General features: G+C 32.7%; 17 protein-coding genes and 1 tRNA gene. 6 read left to right on the top strand and 12 right to left on the bottom strand.

Annotation, left to right across the window (positions count from 1 at the left end):
• Positions 1-93: 93 nt before the first annotated feature.
• Positions 94-393, bottom strand: coding sequence for a putative quinol monooxygenase (locus Q0972_RS06660; protein WP_299364041.1), 300 nt, complete (start codon positions 391-393; stop codon positions 94-96).
• Between the two features lie 175 nt (positions 394-568).
• On the bottom strand, positions 569-1,051 hold the full coding sequence (locus tag Q0972_RS06655) for a hypothetical protein (protein WP_299364039.1): 483 nt from the start codon (positions 1,049-1,051) through the stop codon (positions 569-571).
• A 346-nt stretch (positions 1,052-1,397) separates the two neighbouring features.
• Here Q0972_RS06655 and Q0972_RS06650 point away from each other — a divergent pair, with 346 nt between their 5' ends.
• From Q0972_RS06650 to Q0972_RS06630, 5 genes are all read left to right on the top strand, one after another.
• Positions 1,398-2,498: an AbiH family protein gene (locus tag Q0972_RS06650; protein WP_299364038.1), complete on the top strand. Its 1,101-nt coding sequence runs from the start codon at positions 1,398-1,400 to the stop codon at positions 2,496-2,498.
• Between the two features lie 141 nt (positions 2,499-2,639).
• Entirely contained in the window at positions 2,640-3,743 is a 1,104-nt protein-coding gene (locus tag Q0972_RS06645) for a toll/interleukin-1 receptor domain-containing protein (protein ID WP_299364037.1), read from the top strand.
• Positions 3,744-3,894: 151 nt separating this feature from the next.
• Entirely contained in the window at positions 3,895-4,875 is a 981-nt protein-coding gene (locus tag Q0972_RS06640; protein ID WP_299364036.1) for a DUF2971 domain-containing protein, read from the top strand.
• Between the two features lie 159 nt (positions 4,876-5,034).
• Complete coding sequence (locus tag Q0972_RS06635) at positions 5,035-7,389, top strand: restriction endonuclease (RefSeq protein ID WP_299364034.1); 2,355 nt, start codon at positions 5,035-5,037, stop codon at positions 7,387-7,389.
• Between the two features lie 312 nt (positions 7,390-7,701).
• Entirely contained in the window at positions 7,702-8,274 is a 573-nt protein-coding gene (locus Q0972_RS06630; protein ID WP_299364033.1) for a site-specific integrase, read from the top strand.
• Positions 8,275-8,787: 513 nt separating this feature from the next.
• Here Q0972_RS06630 and Q0972_RS06625 read toward each other — a convergent pair.
• The 4 genes from Q0972_RS06625 to Q0972_RS06610 all read right to left on the bottom strand — a co-directional run bounded on the left by Q0972_RS06625 (position 8,788) and on the right by Q0972_RS06610 (position 12,041).
• Positions 8,788-8,860 (bottom strand) — tRNA-Met (locus tag Q0972_RS06625).
• Between the two features lie 114 nt (positions 8,861-8,974).
• On the bottom strand, positions 8,975-9,817 hold the full coding sequence (locus Q0972_RS06620; protein ID WP_299364031.1) for a Two component regulator three Y domain protein: 843 nt from the start codon (positions 9,815-9,817) through the stop codon (positions 8,975-8,977).
• Between the two features lie 131 nt (positions 9,818-9,948).
• Positions 9,949-10,131: a CPXCG motif-containing cysteine-rich protein gene (locus Q0972_RS06615; protein WP_299364138.1), complete on the bottom strand. Its 183-nt coding sequence runs from the start codon at positions 10,129-10,131 to the stop codon at positions 9,949-9,951.
• On the bottom strand, positions 10,131-12,041 hold the full coding sequence (locus tag Q0972_RS06610; RefSeq protein WP_299364029.1) for an ABC-F family ATP-binding cassette domain-containing protein: 1,911 nt from the start codon (positions 12,039-12,041) through the stop codon (positions 10,131-10,133). The genes Q0972_RS06615 and Q0972_RS06610 overlap by 1 nt, the downstream gene beginning before the upstream one ends.
• Before the next feature lie 111 nt (positions 12,042-12,152).
• Here Q0972_RS06610 and Q0972_RS06605 point away from each other — a divergent pair, with 111 nt between their 5' ends.
• A complete protein-coding gene (locus Q0972_RS06605; protein WP_299364028.1) occupies positions 12,153-12,536 on the top strand; it encodes a DUF983 domain-containing protein in 384 nt (127 codons plus the stop codon).
• Here the strand turns inward: Q0972_RS06605 and Q0972_RS06600 are convergent.
• From Q0972_RS06600 to Q0972_RS06575, 6 genes are all read right to left on the bottom strand, one after another.
• The gene (locus Q0972_RS06600; protein ID WP_299364026.1) at positions 12,502-13,572 is read right to left on the bottom strand and encodes an FAD-binding oxidoreductase; all 1,071 of its coding nucleotides are present in this window, start codon (positions 13,570-13,572) and stop codon (positions 12,502-12,504) included. The two genes, Q0972_RS06605 and Q0972_RS06600, sit on opposite strands and share 35 nt — an antisense overlap.
• A 101-nt stretch (positions 13,573-13,673) precedes the next feature.
• The gene (gene gldN, locus Q0972_RS06595; RefSeq protein WP_299364025.1) at positions 13,674-14,582 is read right to left on the bottom strand and encodes a gliding motility protein GldN; all 909 of its coding nucleotides are present in this window, start codon (positions 14,580-14,582) and stop codon (positions 13,674-13,676) included.
• A gap of 41 nt (positions 14,583-14,623) precedes the next feature.
• Positions 14,624-16,198 carry a gliding motility protein GldM gene (gldM, locus tag Q0972_RS06590; protein ID WP_299364023.1) on the bottom strand — a complete coding sequence of 525 codons (1,575 nt, stop codon included), beginning with the start codon at positions 16,196-16,198 and terminating at the stop codon, positions 14,624-14,626.
• A gap of 52 nt (positions 16,199-16,250) precedes the next feature.
• A complete protein-coding gene (gldL, locus tag Q0972_RS06585) occupies positions 16,251-16,883 on the bottom strand; it encodes a gliding motility protein GldL (RefSeq protein ID WP_299364021.1) in 633 nt (210 codons plus the stop codon).
• Between the two features lie 81 nt (positions 16,884-16,964).
• Positions 16,965-18,317, bottom strand: a complete 1,353-nt coding sequence (gldK, locus tag Q0972_RS06580; RefSeq protein WP_299364019.1) for a gliding motility lipoprotein GldK — start codon at positions 18,315-18,317, stop codon at positions 16,965-16,967.
• A 160-nt stretch (positions 18,318-18,477) separates the two neighbouring features.
• The gene (locus Q0972_RS06575) at positions 18,478-19,644 is read right to left on the bottom strand and encodes a formimidoylglutamase (RefSeq protein ID WP_299364017.1); all 1,167 of its coding nucleotides are present in this window, start codon (positions 19,642-19,644) and stop codon (positions 18,478-18,480) included.
• Positions 19,645-19,648 lie beyond the last annotated feature (4 nt).

Genomic DNA, 19,648 nt, shown 5'->3' with positions numbered 1-19,648 from the left:
TTTTAAGTATTACGCAGTTGAAGCGGTGTTTTGCCTGTTTTTTCTTTACAAATAAATCCCGTCTATTTTCAAATTAATAAGATCGTTGTTTTGTTAAAAAGAATGAATGCTATTTATGCTGTATATATTTCCCGAGAAGTCTTCTACCAGCATTTCCTTAGTGTTCTCTATAAAAGTTTTAAAATATGGTTGCGACTTATGATACGAAATAGCTTTATCATCTTTCCATTCCTCAAAAAAAATGAAAGTATTCTCTTCTAAATGACTTTCAGAAAATGAATAACTTAATAGTCCTGATTCATCCTTAGAGGCTTCAGAAACACGTTTACTCTCAAGAATAAATTCTTGACGTTTGCCCGCTTTAATTTTCCATATACCTACGACGACTTTCATACCAAAAAGATATTACTTTTTTGTTAAAACAAAAACAGCGATACTCCATACTTAAAATATCGCTGTAACATTTAGAAATATTAATCTTTATTTAAATAACTGGTATCCATGACCCCTCGCAAAAAGAAACGAAACTTCTTTTCCCTGAGGCTAAAGGTATAGGCTTAAACTAAACTCATCCCTTTTTCTTTGGTTTCTTCAACCATCCTCGCGCTTGATAAAAGCGTTTAGTGAATATATCTATGGCATTGCCTATTGCGGCTGGCGAAAAATTTGTCTCACCGCTTTTGGATGTATATTCTTCACCGCAAATCACTACACTGGCCTTCGTTACTCTGTTCTTCCCTGCTTTATAATAAAACACGATAATCTCGGTTGGGGAATTGGTGTATTCAAAGTTTTTGAACCCATTGTATAAAATCTCGGCATGTTCTCTGGCTGTATAGGGTTCCGGCTCTTCTTCAATTCCCTGCCCACCTGAAATATGTATGACTAGTTTATTCTTCTGAAAAGAATATCGCTCTGCTTTAGCAAAATTGCCTTCAATAAACGGATAATCTGATAAATCCAACCCTTCCCATTCCATCTCCTGGGCAAAGCCCAACATGCTAAATAATGAGAAGAGTAGTCCTATGACAGATGCTTTGATGAATTTCATATGCTTGATGATTTGCCACCTCTTTAAAGCTTTGAATGCACAAAAAAGACTTTGGACAGTATCTGGATTCAGCATTAACATATACTTGAAAAAGATGACCGAAAATTAGATATATTGCGCCATTACATATTTTTTTATTCCGACTAGCACTTCGTATATTGGGATTGAAGTTTTCTTCTATGAAATGTTTTATTAACTTAGTTGTCGCAATGAGCAAAAGGTACTGCCATCAACCAAGTGTATAGCTCATAAGGCTCGATGCTGGCTACTCTGTGAGATGTAGAATCACCTCACGCTGCCATACACAGAGCCCATTGGCAGTAATCTTCAGAACACAATCCTAGCAATGAACATAAAAAATAAAATAATTTTAATTGGTAATGGATTTGATTTGGCTCATGGTTTTAAAACAAGCTTCTCTGATTTAGCAAATTTTATAGTAACTGACAAAATCGCACCTGAGCTCAAGGATGTAATTGTAAAAAATATCAATAACAATTCATATTTTTTCTCAAATGCACTTAAGAAAATAAATATCAGGGTAGAAAAAATCGACGAATTGGGCAACGATTATTTCAATAATCTTATTCGTTCAGCGCTTAATGATGACAAGGAAGTTCTAAACAAGTATTTAAAAAAAAACCTAGGTAGTTTAGGTTTAATTCTGTCCAATAAATTTTTAAGTAAATTATATGAAAACAATTACAACAATTGGTTTGATGTAGAAAATTCATATTTCGGTGAATTAAAGACTATAAAAAAGTCATTCGACAGTAATAGAGATTTTTCATTAACGAGACATAAACTAGAATCTCTAAATAGTGATTTTGAGCAAATCAAAGGATTTCTCATTGAATACTTAAAAAGTCTGGATATCACAAAACATTGTAAGGTAGATGAGTTCCTAAAAAAAATCTTTAGAGATGCCAAAAATGGGTACATTCTAAATTTCAATTACACCAATACCATTGAACAGTATATTGATCTAAATAGTTCGAGGGCAGTTTTTAATGTAAATTATATTCATGGGTCAATAATTAATAATGATATTATTTTAGGTTACGGAAATGATCAAAACAAAGATTATATAGACATCAAAAACACCGAAATAGATGAGTTCTTGGAACATTTTAAAACATTTCAGTACCTATCTAAAAATTATTATGAAAGGTTGTATAATGAAGCAATAAATTCCTTTCCATCTTATGAGGTTCATGTACTTGGACATTCACTAGGGAGCACGGACAAAACACTTCTTGATGAAATTATGAATATTTCAAAATGTAAGAAAATCTATTTATATAAGAGAGGAGACCTTTCAAGTGATAAAAAAATGGAGAGACATCAATTTAATAAATTGTTGTTTTCCGCAAGTAGAATTTTTAAGGACGAGAAAATTCTCAGAAAAAAAATTAGAAACTACATTACTAGTCCAAGCTTTCCTTAGAATGACAATAGACTACTGCCTACAATTTGCTATCTTTAGGTTATGGTGGAAAATCATAGCTGATTTCCGCAACGAGCCATACACAAAACCGTTAGCTGCAATTTGAAAAAATGAGCTTGATTTCTATATTAAATATGCATAATGAAAATAATAATAGTATACAAAGAAGAAATTCAAAAACTAATTTTTAATAGGTTTCTTTCAAAAAATCTAAAAGTTAAGGAAATCATTTTTTTTAAAAGAGATAATTTCTCAGATAAAGAATTTATTGAATGTATAGACCCGTCTGTTAATTTAATAATATTACCATTAACGCTTCCTAATTTTTATTCATTAAGAATTGCAGAATACATTCACTTATGTAATCTTCAGACAGAAACAATTCTATTATCTAATACTCCTATACAAAGACCCTTATTACTAAAACTATTTGATAATTTTCAAAATGCTTCTACTATGGGATTTGATTTATTAAATTCTATAATAGAAAATCCAAAAATCGATAAGCACAGGCAGCTAAATCATAACTTGATAAAAAAAAATATTGATAGAATTTTAAAAGCAGGTGGAACTTTTTGCGATGCTCATGGAAATCCTATTTACAATATAAATGATTATAATAAAGAACCGACTACTACCACCTCACAGATAAAGCAAAAAAACAATATATATATATCATACGCTTGGAAAGATGATAAAAATGTCGACAGAGAAGAAATAGTAGATAGCTTATTCGATTATTTGAAATCAAAAAACTACAACGTTAAAAGAGACAAGATGGAGATAGGATATCGTGGACTGATAAGTGCTTTCATGAAAGAAATAGGAAAAAGTATGATGATTATTATTGTTCTTTCAGATAAATACTTAAAATCGACTTATTGTATGTTTGAACTTTTTGAGATTTATCGTAACTCTAAATTCGAAAAACATCTATTTACAAATAAGATATTTCCCATTCATTTAGAAAATATTAAACTAAATGATCCAAAAATATTAGAAAGTTACTATAAATATTGGGAGGAAAAAGAAAAAGCATGGATCGATTTAATTCAAAAAAGAGTTCATCAAATTAGCAAAGAACAATATATTGAATATGAAAAAATTAAAAATATAACAAATAATTTTGGTGATTTGACATCATTTATAATGGACATGAATGCCTTAACTCCCAATTTGTTAATTGAAAATAATTTTAACAAAATAACTTCAGAAATTGATAATAAAATAAAAAACTACAGCTAACAATGGCTATAAGTAATTGCTTGTTATCGCCTATTTCTGAAAATCCTCACAGATTTTCAGCTTAGTGTGTACTTGCAAAGTTTAACGCAAACCCATACAACTACTCATAGCCTTGACCGTTATCAAAAACTTGACAACAAATTGCTAAATAATGAGAAAAGAACATTTCTATAAATATTCTACGATAAATCAAAACTTTTATAGTTCCATCATTAATAATGAACTATTCTTCTCAAACCCAAGGAATTTTAACGACCCATTTGACAGCTATCCGAGATTTTCTTTAACATCTGACGAAATAAAACTCAAGTCATTCTTCGATTTTTTAGGTAGTAAACTAAACAACTTTAAGGCCGAAATTTTCGAAAACAGTAATAATCTTAATAAACACGAACAGTATAAAAGATTAATTGAGACATTTTTTTCAGCTAAATTATTTGAAAAAGAATTGTATGAAAATGAGATTCTAGATAAGACAAATAAACTAATTGAACTTTATACTTTCTATTCCGACGAATCAAATTTCGAGAAGCTTTTAGCTCAAAATTCTGAATATCTGCAAATTAAAATGTACCACGATTATATTTTTATTATAATTGACCAACACAATATAGGTGTTTCTTGTGGTTCAAATAATCCAAAATGTCCTGTAATGTGGGGACATTATGCTAATAATCATAAAGGTATATGTATAAAATATGATTTAGGAAATGATACAACGCAAAATATTTGTTTTGACACCAATGAAAAGTTGGATGTTTTAAAGGTTAATTATTCTGATGACCCAATTAATATTTTTGATTATTCAATCATAAAACTTGAAGACTTAAAATTTAAAATATTGAGTAATAAATATTCTAAATGGAAGTATGAAAATGAAATAAGATTAATACATAAAGACCAAGGGTCATTGAAAATAAAGCGGAGTAGCATAACAGAAATAATTTTTGGTTGTAAATCTACACCTAAAGACAGATATTCCACGATTAAATTATTTGCCTCTTTAGGTTACAAAACAAATAAATTACTCATTGCAAAAAGGCTTCCTGACAAGTATGAATTATCAATTCAAAAAATGACAATGAATGATATCGCAGGAAGTGGAGTATATATTGAGGAAATGAATTTATAAAAAACTTTTGCTAACAATGGCTATAATTCATTACAGCTGAAATTCCTAATCGAAATTTTATCATTTTTTGTTAAATTTATGGTTACCCCGTGAGGCAAGCCTCACGACGCCATACAATACCCATTAGGTGCAATTCTCAAAAAACTGCTGTAATAAATAATGAATGACTTAGATAAAGGAAAATTATTTGAAGAAGACGTTAAAGAGTTATTAGTTCTTAAAGGACTGGATGTTGAAGATGAAAAAAGGATAGGCAACAAAAAAGTCGATCTTTATTTTGAGGAAAAGAACTTCAATAGAGTAAAAAAAATCGCAGTTGAATGTAAATTCTATCAACGAAATCTAGGAGTTAGTATTGTAAAAAAAATTGTCCAAGACTATTCAGTATTAGTTTCTAATAGATTACTGGATGAAGTTGTTATTGTTTCAAAAAGTAATTTTTCTGTTGCTTCAAAAGAATATCTTGATTATTGTAAAAATATATTCTATGTAACCTATGATGAACTTCTAAATAGCGTTATCGATTTTTCTAAATACAAGAGTTATTTAAAAGATCAGTTTCTAAATAGTCCAGACGGAATATCTAATTATTTCATTTATTTAAATGCAAAACCAAATACTTTACCATATGAATTAAGACCAAGTAAAAGTTTTTATAATCACGAAAATGAATTGAAATTTAACAAAAATGCAGAGTATGAAAGACGAATTGAAACTGACTTATTCAATATTATTCAAAATTGGATTAGTAAATCAGACAATACACCACTAGCAATTCTAGGGAGTTACGGTCAAGGAAAGACTTCCTTTGCGAAATTCTTAGCATATCAACTATCTTTAAATAAGTCAGAAGATAGTCGAATTCCTATCCTTATAAGGTTAAGTAAAATATCCCGAGAGCAATCAATTGAAGGTTTAATTGCCATTGAATTAGCTAATAATAATCTAGTTAAAAATTATAACTTTCATTCATTTATTAGGTTAAATAAACTAGGAAAGTTTACAATAATCTTAGATGGATTTGACGAAATGAAACATTCATTGACTTGGGAAGAATTTCAGTATAATTTCACTCAAATCAATTCATTGATTTCAATAAATAGCAAAGTGATTATTTTAGGAAGACCCAATGCTTTCATTACAGATGCAGAATATCGTTTAGCGTTAAGAGGAGAAAGATCAACTAATTTAGGCATTATTAAAGATGTTAATTGGCCTCAATATCATGAAATAGAGATTGATTTATTGAAGACTGACCAAATAAAAAGTTTCCTTAAGCGATATTATAATTATTTGGCCGAAAACACAACAGATGAGAAGTCAAAACGGAAATATCAACATACTTTAACTTTCAAAACTGAAAAATTAGGAAATAAAAAAATAAGAGAAATTAGTTCAAGACCTGTTCAACTCAAGATGCTTGCTGATATTTTACCAGAGACAAATATAAATGTAGAAAAACTAACTACTACTTCACTTTATCAAGAATTTACTCAACAAATTCTTAATAGAGAAATTATCAAACAATCAAAGTTCAATATCGGAAAATCTGAACGACAAAAATTCACTCAATTAATTGCAACTTACCTGTGGGAAAACTCAAATGAATACAGCATAAAAAATGAAGATATTCCAGATTTCATATTCACTAAAATATATAATGCAACTGGTAACAATCTGAATAAGTTAAAAAGAGACTTAATATCCGGATGCTTTCTCTCTAGGAAATTTGGTGAATCAATTTATTTTCCTCACAAATCATTTCAAGAATATTTTGTTGCTGAACACATAGTAGATTCTTTAAAGCCAAGTGATGAGTTCGTAGGCTTCGACTGGTTGAACAAATACTTGACCGATGAAGTTTATTACTTCGTTAGTGAATTAATGGGCAAAGTAGATGTTGGGCTACTTGAGAAAAAAGTAATTTTTCACAAAGGACAATTAAGCTATCGAGTATTGAAAATACTATACTTATTTAGTAGCAATGAAACTTTAAGTGAAAAAATTCAAAATTCTAGATCACCGTGGTTATTAATTTTATATACTCAGAATATAACACACAAAAGAGGCCAAGATTGGTTTAAAAAATTATTGTTAAACAGTTTACAACCTGAAAATGAAGTAGCCTTTTCTTGTCTTGTTCTTTTCCTTTCTTTAAACGATTATTTAAACTCATCACTTGATGTAATAACAAAAATTATCAATTTAATTAAGAACCATCTATATACCATTTCGAAAAAAAATATTACAATTGACTCTAAAATAAGTGCTCTTATAAACTTAATAAACAAACTAGAATTTAGCCCTAAGAAAAGTATAGTTGATTATAGAGGTGCAATTCCAATTATATTTGGGCATCTTAGAGAATATGCCTTTATTACTGAGTGGAATAAAAATCAATTCCTTATTGCCAATAACTTCAAAAGTAATTTCCAAATAAAAGTTAATGACAGGGAAAAAATTAAGCAAATTCAATTACAGATTATGGAAATTTCACAAATGAACATCACCTAACAACGTCTATAGTTCATAGTGTTTAAAGAAGGTTCGCGGACTTCTTGCGAAATCCAATCAAACTCCTGCCCTTTTTTGCTAACTTAGTTCTCAAACACCACAATCCATGCACGAACACGTTAGGAATAATTCACGAAGGGTTAACTCTAACTCGTACAATTCTCATATCACCGCATCCCAAAGTAAATCATTCACGATACAACTCTGTACTATTCTAAATAGCGAAAAAAGATATTTTTTGTTTTGATTTTTGTCCGAAAATATCTAATAATCGGTCAGTTATATCTATGAATAAAGAAATATCTCTAGGTTATGTACAGAGCAAAATTCTCGCTACACTATAGTAAAGGGGAACATAAATATCTTAATCAAGCTGAACGACTGACATTCCTAGAAGTAACAAAAACATGCAAAACTGACACTAAACTCTTCTGCCAGTTACTCTATTATACTGGTGCTCGTATTTCTGAAATTCTCAATCTCAGTATTGGCAACATTGATTTTGATAATGACACCGTTGTGATAGAGACCTTGAAAAAAAGACAAAAAGGTATCTATAGAGAAATCCCATTACCAAAGCACCTTTTACATGATTTACTAACTTATATAGATAATCTTGATCATGTTGATGATGATACTCGCCTATGGTGGTTTTCACCACGAACAGCTTCTAGACGTGTGAAAAAGATAATGCATAAAGCACACATAACAGGTGTAAGAAGCTGTGCTAGGGGCTTACGTCATGGTTTTGCCGTATACGCTGTTGGTAAAGTTCCTTTAACTCTGGTTCAAAAATGGCTTGGACATGCTTCGTTAGAGACTACAGCTATCTATCTTGAAGTAGTTGGTCCTGAGGAGAGAGCAATGGCGCGTAGGATTTGGTGAAATAAAGCATTAAAACTTTATAAGAGTCTGATTAATTTACTACATACATCTTCGACATTTGTTCCTTGCTCTTTTTATGAACATAAACATACAGATAAATACTCTCTGACTTGCATCTGCTCTTGTTTGCAGAAGACCTAATCAGTGCAAAGATAGCTGTATGCATTTGCCCTACTGACAAGGCCAAGCGCTGATTGCGAACATTTTTTCTGTGAAAAAATAACCGACAATGCCTTGTTTTTACCACTACTAGAGCACTTGTAGCCCTGCTTAGGCATCTGAACTAGTGCAGATCTCAAATAATAAAAAATGTTTAATCTTAAAATTTTTAATTTTTGGCATCAAATGCTAAAACAAACGGACAAGTGAAAAACGAAACAACTACAGCCAAAATATCCATTCGAAAGAAATTGGCTAAAGAAGCTATAAGTGAAAAAACACTTTGTTTTAGGTATGTTTTAGGAAAGAAATAAAAAAAGGCTTTCAAAAAATTGAAAGCCTTATCTTTACTAGTAGCGGGAACTGGACTCGAACCAGTGACCTTCGGGTTATGAGCCCGACGAGCTACCTACTGCTCTATCCCGCGATATCGAACAGCAAATATACAACCCTTTTTACTTTTAACAAGTATTAAAACAAAAAAAAACGTTCAAAAAACATATTGAACGCTATTTAACCAATATAATTAAAACTTTATATACTAATCGTCATCCTCTTCGTCATCTAATGTGGCCAAAGCACCTTTTAAATTTACTTCATCTAAATCGAAATCCACAATATTTGGCAATTCATCCTTTAAACTCGCATAGTTTCCTTTAAACCCATTATTGCTTAAAAGCAAGGTTTTAAGGTTAGATAACTGAGCCAATTCGCCTGGTAAATTACCATAAAATGCATTGTTGGATAATACCAATTCTTCCAATTCTGTTAAATCGCCAATTGAAGAAGGTACAGTACCTAGCAAACTATTATCAAAAAGACTCAATACTTTTAGTGACTTAAGATTAGAAATACTTGCAGGCAATTTTCCTATAAGTTGATTGCTGCTTAAGATCAACGTTTCTAGATTAGAAAGGTTACCGATAGAGGATGGAATCACACCAGAAAAACCATTATTATATAACTCAAGCATTTTAAGATTGGTTAAATTACCTATGTCTTCTGGAATAGCACCAATAAAATTATTGGAAAATAGTTTTAATTCCTCTAAACCAATCATAGTCGTAAGCGCCTTTGGTAATTCGCCTTGCAATTTGTTGAACGAAAGGTTGAGCTTTCTTAAAGATTTTAGTTGGGCTATTTCATTTGGTAATTGTCCATTCAAATTATTAAAGGTTAAGCTTATAGCCACAACCTTATCATTCTCAATAGTTACACCGTACCAATCTGAAATGGGTTCGTTAATATTCCAAGATGTTTTCCAAGATTCACCATTTGTTGCATTATAAAGTGCCAACAGGGCGTCTTTTTCGCTTTGTGATACGTCGGCAAATGTAAATGCAGAAAGCAAGCAACATAGTAGGGTTAATTTAATAGTTTTCATAATAGCAGATTTTGTGGAGGGGCACAATAATAATTCGAAAATAAATACTAATCCTTTAAAGTGCAAATTTTTTCGACGAACTGCATGTCTTTAAAATATAAATAATTGATTATCAATAATTTAAATTTTTTCTATTGTTCTAGGTTTTCAGCTTGGAAATAGACTATTTCGTGATTATCAACAGATACTGAAACTTGAATTGGATTGCAACATATTTCACAATCCTCTACATAGTTTTGATGGGCTTGAGAGATATCAACCAACATGGAAATTTGCTCCCAACAATATGGACATTGAAAAAAATGTTCTTCCATCAACTCAAGAGTTCTATTTGTTCTTGTAGGGTCTCCCAATCTTCCATGAGCCTTTCTAAATCGCGTTTTTTAGATTGGTAAGAATCAAAAAAATTAGGGTCGGAGACCGTTTCGTCGTAATTGGTAGCTAAAGCCACATCATCATTTTTAATAGCCTTTTCTAGTTGATTGATTTTAGACTCTATATTGCTCAACTTATTATTTAAGGATTTTAATTTCTTTTGATCCTCGTAGCTCTTTTTATTATTGCTTGCCTTAGGTTGCTTTTCAATAATTGTGCGTTTTTCGGCTTCTCTTAAATTCTCAAGATTACGTTGTTCCAAATAGTAATCGATGTCGCCTAAATATTCCTTTATTTTTTGATCTTTAAATTCGTAAACAGTATCCGCTAAGCCTTGAAGAAAATCCCTGTCGTGCGATACTAAAATTAAGGTACCTTGAAACTTCTTTAAAGCTTCTTTAAGTACATTTTTAGATTTTATGTCCAGATGATTCGTGGGCTCATCCATAATTAAAACATTCAAAGGTTGTAATAATAACTTGGCTAAAGCTAATCGATTGCGTTCACCACCAGATAAGACCTTTACGTATTTTTCAACCTCATCACCTCGAAACAAAAATGCTCCTAAAATATCTCTTACCTTACTCCTGTTGGTCTCATTGGCTGAATCAATCATGGTGTCCAAAACCGTTTTGTTACCATCTAAGTATTCCGCTTGGTTCTGGGCAAAATAACCGATCTGTACATTATGCCCCAACTTTAAATGCCCTTGGTGAGTTATCTCACCAACTATAATTTTGGCTAAAGTAGATTTGCCCTGTCCGTTCTGGCCAACAAAGGCAGTCTTGGTATCTCTCGCAATAATTAAATCTACATGGTGTAAGACTTGTAATTCACCATAGTTTTTAGAGACCTTCTCTAATTCTACAACCACCTTTCCCGGTGTTATGGATACCGGAAAACTTAAGCTCATAACACTATGGTCATCCTCATCGACCTCGATTCGCTCCATACGGTCGAGTTTCTTTATAAGCGATTGTGCCATAGTAGCTTTAGAAGCCTTTGCTCTAAATTTCTCAATAAGCTTTTGCGTTTGCTGTATCTGCTTTTCTTGATTTTTCTGAGCGGCCAATTGCTGTACCTTCATCTCTTTTCGCAATGCCAAAAATTTGGTATAAGGTTTATTATAATCATAAATGCGACCTAGGGAAATTTCTATAGTACGATTGGTGACATTGTCTAAAAACATTTTATCGTGAGATACTATGACAACAGCTCCAATATAGTTTTTGAGAAAACTTTCTAACCAAATTATTGATTCAATATCCAAATGGTTTGTGGGCTCATCTAAAAGTAATAAATCATTATTCTGAAGTAATAATTTTGCCAACTCAATACGCATGCGCCAACCGCCAGAAAACGTATCCGTAAGCTTGGTAAAGTCTTCTCGCTTAAACCCTAGACCTTGGAGAATCTTCTCTGTTTCTCCTTGATAGTTATAACCACCTAAAATTTCGTATTGGTGTTGAATCTCATTTAAATCTATCATTAACTGATTATAAGATTCGCTTTCATAGTCCGTTCGCTCGGCCAATTGTATATTGATTTCTTCTAGTCTTGCTTCACAAGCTTTTATTTCCTTAAATGCTTCATAAGATTCTTCTAAAACCGTTTTTCCGAAGTCGAAATCTATATCCTGTTTTAAAAACCCTATCTTTAAATCTTTATCTGCTGCAATTTGCCCAGTATCCGCGTCTTGCTCTTTAGCTAAAATTCTTAGCATTGTAGATTTACCTGCACCATTCTTGCCTATAAGGCCAATTCTATCACCAACTCCGAGTTTAAAGGTAATATCCTCAAAAAGGTATTCTCCTTGAAAAGAAATTGATAAATTATGGATATTTAACATAGTATTTTTGAATAATACAATTGCTATAAAGTTACAATTGTTACTGTATTAAGTATTGTAAAAAATTACCTTTGTATTGCTACAAAAAATGTAAAAGTAAAGGTTTTAGTTATGATTAGAAAAGGAATGAAATTATATAGTATTCTTTTTGGTGCCTGCCCTAAATGTCACCAAGAATCCATGTACAGCGAAAAAAATCCATACATACTTTCTAAGACGTTAAAGATCAATGATACTTGCTCACATTGCGGCACAAGATATAGAATGGAACCGTCATTCTTTTATGGGTCAATGTATGTTAGCTATGGTGTTGGAATTGCTTTTGCCGTTGCCGCATTTGTAATCAGTTATTTAATTTTTGAATCTTCTATCACAATTGCCTTTATTAGTATCGTACTCACATTAGTGTGCTTTTTACCTGTTATAATGCGCTTGTCCAGAAACATTTGGATTAATCTTTTCATGAGCTACGATAAATCTCTGGTGAAAAAGTAAAGCGAGAGATATCAATTTCAGCATCCAAAGGATTAGCTTTTTCTATAAAACCATAAAGCTTATCTGCAACATAAGGTGCAATCATTACTCCTCGAGTTCCCAGACCGTTTAAAACATATAAATTTTGATGTTCTGGATGCCTGCCCACCAAAGGTCTTCGATCTTTTACTGTGGGTCTAACACCTGCTACGTGTTCTACAATTTCGAAATCGCATGTGATGAATCCCCTCAATTTAGAAAGTAACTCATTTTTGCCTTCTTCTGTAGGTATATTAGATTTATCATCCCAATTATATGTCGATCCAACCGTATAGAGGTCATTACCTATAGGGATAATAAACACTGAAGATTTTATAGCAGTACCAAGATTTAATTCTGGTGCTTTTATGGTTAGTACTTCTCCTTTGGTTCCATTAAGTGGCAGATACTTAAAGAAAGGATTTTTCTTCATACCATAACCCTCAGCAAAAATAATCTGCTTTGCTTTTATATCTGAATATTGAAGGGAATCAACTTGAATTACTAGATCTTCATACAAAAATTGGGTTTCCTTCAAAGAATTAATTCTTCTTAAAAAATCTTTATAAGAACTTATAAGTCTTTTTGTATCTAATCGACCAGCCTGTAAGACTTCCCCTAAGCTGAAAGGTGCATTAATGGCATTGTTAGTGTTTTTTATGAGTGTCGTTGAAAGAAAAGGTTCTAAACTAGGTTTATCTGAAGCATTAAACCATAAATTCTGCTCTTCTATTGACGTAAACCTTCTTAAAAGCTGAAGCTTATAATCTATAGTAATATCTAATTCTTCCTCTATTTTATTATATAACGGAAATGCAATTTTTAATTGCTCTTTGGCTTTCCAAACTTCTGAAAAACGTTTTAGAATTACAGGATTATATAAACCTGCGGCCACTATTGAAGATTGTTGAGAGCTATCATCGAACACCACAAAAGACTTATCATTTGCCAACAATTGCTCACAAAAGGCAATACTGGCCAAACCACAACCTACAACAATATAATCTACTTGACTCATAACAACGAAAATATCAAAAAGATTTCTGCCTTACTCAAAAAGATAGCAATAAAAAAACGCTCATCCTTATAGGTGAGCGCTTTTACTTTTATTTGAGTGTTTTAATAACTCCACATGTCTTGTTCAAAATCCCTGATCTTGTTTTTAATACGCTCGGATTCTAAAAGTTGCATCAATGCATTATCAGAAATGTATTCTTCAACTTTTCTGTCACCATATACGTTTTCTTCTCTATAGATTAGACCATGAAAACGACGACTGTTTAACAAATGATCAAAAGAAATAGGTGTGGCACTATTAGTATTGTTAAATGATTTTGCCTCGTGCAAAATATCCCTTACTTCTGGATAAAATACCCAAAACATAGGAATTGGTTCACTATTCTCAGAACCTTCTTCATCGATAAAGTTAACGTCTGGTGCCGCTGGAGCAATTCCTAAGATTCTGTACTTTAATTCGCCTTGACGTTTGTCAAAATACCATAATCCTTTGATAAGGTAAGAATTAATATCTGCAGGACCAATATCTCTACGTATAACGTATTCTTCTGGTAACTGATCTTCTCCCACACCATTTTCGTTCATATAGTCTATACCAGCATCGGTGATTCTAGTCATGGTCAATGACGCTTCTAAATCTTCTAAAGTACGTTCTTCAGTAAAGTAAGAATCTGCATAAACTTTAGGGATCATACCACTATCCATATTTTCCTTTAAAACTCGGTATAATGACTTTCTATCATCTCCTAAATTGTTTTCAACCGGGAAATACAAAGGAAAGTTTACACGTTCATCTAACACTACTTTTTCCCAAATCATTTTAGAAAATAAGATGTCTCTATCTCCAACATAACCATATTCTAACGGTTTGTCATTATCCAAAAGTAATTCAGCTTCAGTTTTCATACCTATTTCTTCAGGTATTTTTGCATTAAGGATATTAGCTTGCGCAAACATACTGTGTGTTGCAAAAACTGTTAATCCAACATATAAAAAACTTTTCAATTTCATCTTACTCAAAATTTGGGTTTTAATTTTAAATCTATTATTTGCTAGTTGGTCACTTCAACTACCACAGGCGATACATTCTTTAATCGATATGATGCATTACCTGTTATCCTTGCTTTAATATCAAAAATGGTAATATTGTCCCCACTACGCGCTCTACGTATAGCCGCTTTAGCCTGTGAGTTCATTTTAGTACCAGCTACGTTAACCGTTGGTTGTCCAGGCACCTTAATCTTAAATGATGTTGTTTCGATCGGTAAATCAAATACAAAATCATCTAATTTAGCGCCTACTGTACCAACTTCTACATTACGCTTCGGTAATTTTACAACACCTGTCTGACCAGATATCATTCCTGTTGGTGCAGGAATATCCTTAATTCTAAAAGTTTTACTATCCGTTGCTTTAGAGCCATCATCTAAAGTTGCTGTTACATTAATCGTCACATCCTTTCCAGTTGGAGCTTTCATAATATATTTACCTTGTCCTGACGCTTTAGATAAACCTGTACCAGTTGCTGTTACTTTATTATCTGGGACACCAGCAAATGAAATCGTCATTGGATTATCTACACCACGGTATACCACATTCATCTTATCTGCAGAAATTGTAGCTGAATTTGGTCTTGGAACAACGACATAATTACCTTTAATGTCAATCTCTAATGGCTTACCATCTTCCATAAAAGTAAACTTACCATCTATTTGGTGCTCACCAACGTTACCTACATTAAAGTCTAACGTTGCTGCTCCAGAAGAATCTATAGCTTTTGATAAATCAATTTCTTCTCCCTGAACAACTAATTTTGTTGGTGGAACTTTTGCATATTTTCCGATTACTACGCGTCCTTGGAATTTTTCACCCGCAAAGAATGCTGACTTATCTGCTAAAACAATCGCTTTGTATTTATCTAAAGTAACTGCATCTGACAGTACATTACCCATATAATAATTTATCATATTAGACTCTGTAACTCTAACGTCATTTTGCATCGCAGTCAACTTTGTGTAAGAAGCAATAGCAGGAAAACCTTTAAAGTGATAATCTAACCAATCGATTTTCTTACCATCTTTATTTTCAACTTTTTCAGTGTTAAATGTCTTTTCAAAATTGTTAAGTACCTTAGTAGCTTTAACATCTTTTCCAAGAATGTCTTTTATTCTTTTCTTATAGTCTTCTATTTTAACCATGACGGCATCGCCTTTTTTAGTGAGACGATCTCCTGTAAACCACATCTCGTCGAGGATATCAGTTTTATCCATAGCCTCAAAAGGTAACTTTCCTGTTTCAGAATCTACTGCATAATTACCATTTTTGAGAAGGTCTACTTTTAGAGTTTCTATATAATTGTAAAAATCGTTAGATATATCACTTATAGCCTTGGCCTTGCCTGAAGACACTAAGAACTCTTCAGGTTTTTCTTCGGCTTTCTTTTCTAAGTCTTCTAATAAAGCAGTATTTCTATCACCGGTTAATGAGTTAGAATCAGCAAATTTAGCTTCCATTAAACCGAAAGCGGATAGTACCTCCTTGGACATATTCATTGCCATCATAGCAATAAATACCAAGTACATTAAGTTAATCATTTTCTGCCTTGCAGATAATTTTCCTCCTGCCATTGTAATTAGTTTTTAATGTTGTTAATTAATTAAATCGATAATAAAAAACTAATTAGTTTTTGTTCATAGCAGATAACATACCACCATATACACCATTTAATGATGAAAGGTTAGATGCAAGGGATTGCATTTGTTCTTTTAACTTTGTCGCATTTTCTACTGCTTCTTCGTTGATTGCAGCTTGGCGATTAGCACTCTCCATTTGTACTTTGTAAAGGCTGTTTAAAGACTCCATTTGTGCTGCTGCTAATGATAGCTCTTCGCTATACTTCTTTTGTGCAGTCATAGAATCTACTGTTGGGTTTAAGTTTTTTGCAGCGCCTTCAAAGTTTTTGATACTGTTTCCTAGACTAGCCATAAGTTCGCCATCTATTTTGGCCTCTTTTAATAAATTATCTAATTTTTTAGATAATATGCCTTCAGCATCTTTTGGTTCTTCTTTTTTCTTCTTTCCTAAATTCTGACCTCCAGCCAATTCAGGATATACTAAAGACCAATCTAAGTCGGCCTGTTGCTTTTCGAAAGCTGAGTATGTAAATACCAATGCCTCAACAATCATACCTATAGTTAAGATCTCTGAACCGTAAGGCCAGTGTTGAATTTTAAATAATGCTCCAACGATTACGATTGCCGCTCCTAATCCGTAGATCATGTTTGTTAATGTCATTTTACCTTTCTGTGCCATAATTTGTTTAGTTTTTAGTTTAAGTTAATTGGACGTAACTTAAGTAGGTTAATTTAATTCGGGTTAAAGTTTGTATTGTTGTTAATTCGTTGCTGCATTTTTAGTCACCTCAGTTCCCATGTAGTCCTGAACGGTTCTAAATCCTATATAACTTCTTGCAGAATCCGCGTATTCATAATCTCTTGAACTAACTTGTAAGAAGTAAGAAACATCTTTCCAAGAACCTCCTCTTACAACTTTACGGGAGTTGTCTGGGTCGTTGACATTTGGGTTAATTGTTGAAGAATATTCGTAAGATGCAGGGTCATAAGATCCGTTTACCCATTCTGAAACATTCCCAGCCATATTATACAAATTGAAATCATTAGGGTCGTATGCATCTGCTTCTACTGTGTAAAGAGCTTGATCTGCTGCATAGTCTCCACGTAAAGGTTTGAAGTTTGCCATGAAGCAGCCTCTATCATTTTTTGTATATGGTCCACCCCAAGGATAAGAAGCACCTTGAAGTCCACCACGTGCAGCATATTCCCATTCTGCTTCAGAAGGTAATCTGTAAGAGTTAACAGGCTGTCTCCCTTTACTCTTTTGGTATCCGTTATGATATAAAGTTCGCCATTGGCAGAATGCTTGTGCTTGTTTCCAAGACACACCTACTACAGGATAATCGCCATAAGCATCGTGCCAGAAATAATCATTGTGCATTGGCTCGTTGTAAGAATAGGCGAAATCTCTTATCCATGCCGTTGTATCTGGATACACTTCTACTTCCTCTTGTTCTATGACTTGCGAACGCCTTAAGCTTCTATCTTTAGCGGCTTTGGCAATGTCCATATAAGTATATTGAAACTTAAATTGCTTTACATCCCAAGTACGTTGTCCATTATAAGACTCTTCTAGTGGCAAATACATACCATCCATTACTTCTGCATATAATTCGTCTGGATAGTCATCTGTATCAAAAATTAAATCGGCATCACGATTTATTTTTCTTTGCTCGTTACCATAAGTATTTTGCATATAACTTTCGTAAGCATTTAACTCTTCAGGGTTAGAATCTAAATATGCAAACTCGCCTATATCACCGTTACCAGGAGTTTTACCCTCTAAGTCTGCCATTTCTGCTAACTTAAGTCTAAGTATAGAATCTCTTACCCAGTGTACAAACTGTCTGTACTCACTATTGGTAATCTCGGTCTCATCCATGTAAAAAGCACGTACTGTAGCCGTCTTTGTAGGCGCATCTTTAACACCAGCGATGTCATCATCTGATTTACCCATAATAAAAGCTCCACCAGGAACTAGTGTCATACCATAAGGTTTTTCTGGGTGCCACTTTTTACCTTTAACACCTACTAGCTGTCCACGGTCTCCAGAATTACAACTGGCTACTAAAACCAATACAGTGCTTAGTAAAATAAATTTCTTAATATTCATAGTAACTCGAGGTTAAATTAGTCGTCCTTAATTTTAAGGTCGTAAACATATTTATATATTTTCGAAAAAACAACTTTTTTCTAATTTTTTTTGCATTTCGTCCTTGAAAAATGCATTTCGTCGATACTTTTAATGTTAAATTATCGATAAAACGTAATACTCAAAAACTGTTCTTCCTGTAAGCCTTATACCACCTTTCTGGTATTTCGCCTTGAGTAGCGCTAACATAATCAGAGTGCATGCATGGTAATAACGTGTGCTTTTTTAATTTATTATTAACATCTGGCAAAAATGGAATTTCAATCCACCAACGACCCGTTTTTAGGCTCTTATAAAAAATGAGTTCATCACTATCGACCAACACATTGAACTTCTGAAAATGATTATCATTTGTAAAATCGTCATCCTTAACCCTGCAATTAACCCCCTCGATAAAATACCAAATTATTTGGGCTAACAACATTGATGTAGCATTGTCATTTTTTGAATGCTTATACTCATAGACACCAAAAGAAGACACTTTATTGCTTATGCCAGCATAACGCGATATAGCGCAAATCTCTTTGCCCGAAAATCCATTAGGTGAGTATTTTTGGTTGTCACTCACTTCTGCCGCCCTCACTGATCTTAAATCAACGGATACAATATGTGCGTCGCGCAATAATGGTTCTACCCTAATTATCTCATTTGAAATTTCACCCAAACGATAGGCCTCAAAATACAACTTTTCCATGAGATCTATCTCCTCTTGGGAGTTAAAATATGTTTGATACCCTATTGTTGAATAATTAAAGAGGTTGTAAGGCTCTTCAACTATGATTTTACCAACATAACTATTATTTCTAATAGGCAAATTGGCATCGCCTAAATCAAAATTGGTATCGACATTGACAATATTTACCATGGGCATAACCGTGTCGTAAGCCCGATAATTTGCATAGGTTAAATCCTGGCTTCCACCTAATATAATTGGTATGATATTTCGTTCTATCAAGACTGTGATTGCAGTCTTAATTGCAAAATATGTATCCTCTACGGATTCACCAGGTTCAATATCCCCTAAATCTGCTATTGTAGTATTCCAGTTTCCTGGAAATAAAGTGTAGAGTGCTTTTCTTACCGAATCGAAGTTAATGTCAGCTCCCATATAATTGACATCATTTCGATTTTCTTGAACTCCAATGATAGCTAACTGCACATTATCTAAATCTGGAATCCCATTTTGTCGCGAATGAACTTTGATTTTTTTTCCTAGTGCTTGTTGTGCTATTAACTCGTTGTGAGCTAAAACCGCATCTGAAACAGGCGTTAGAAAATTAAAATTCATATTA

The sequence above is a fragment of the Winogradskyella sp. genome (genome assembly GCF_028282165.1).
In the GTDB taxonomy this organism is placed as follows: domain Bacteria; phylum Bacteroidota; class Bacteroidia; order Flavobacteriales; family Flavobacteriaceae; genus Winogradskyella.
This window is presented reverse-complemented; position numbering and strand designations above follow the sequence as displayed.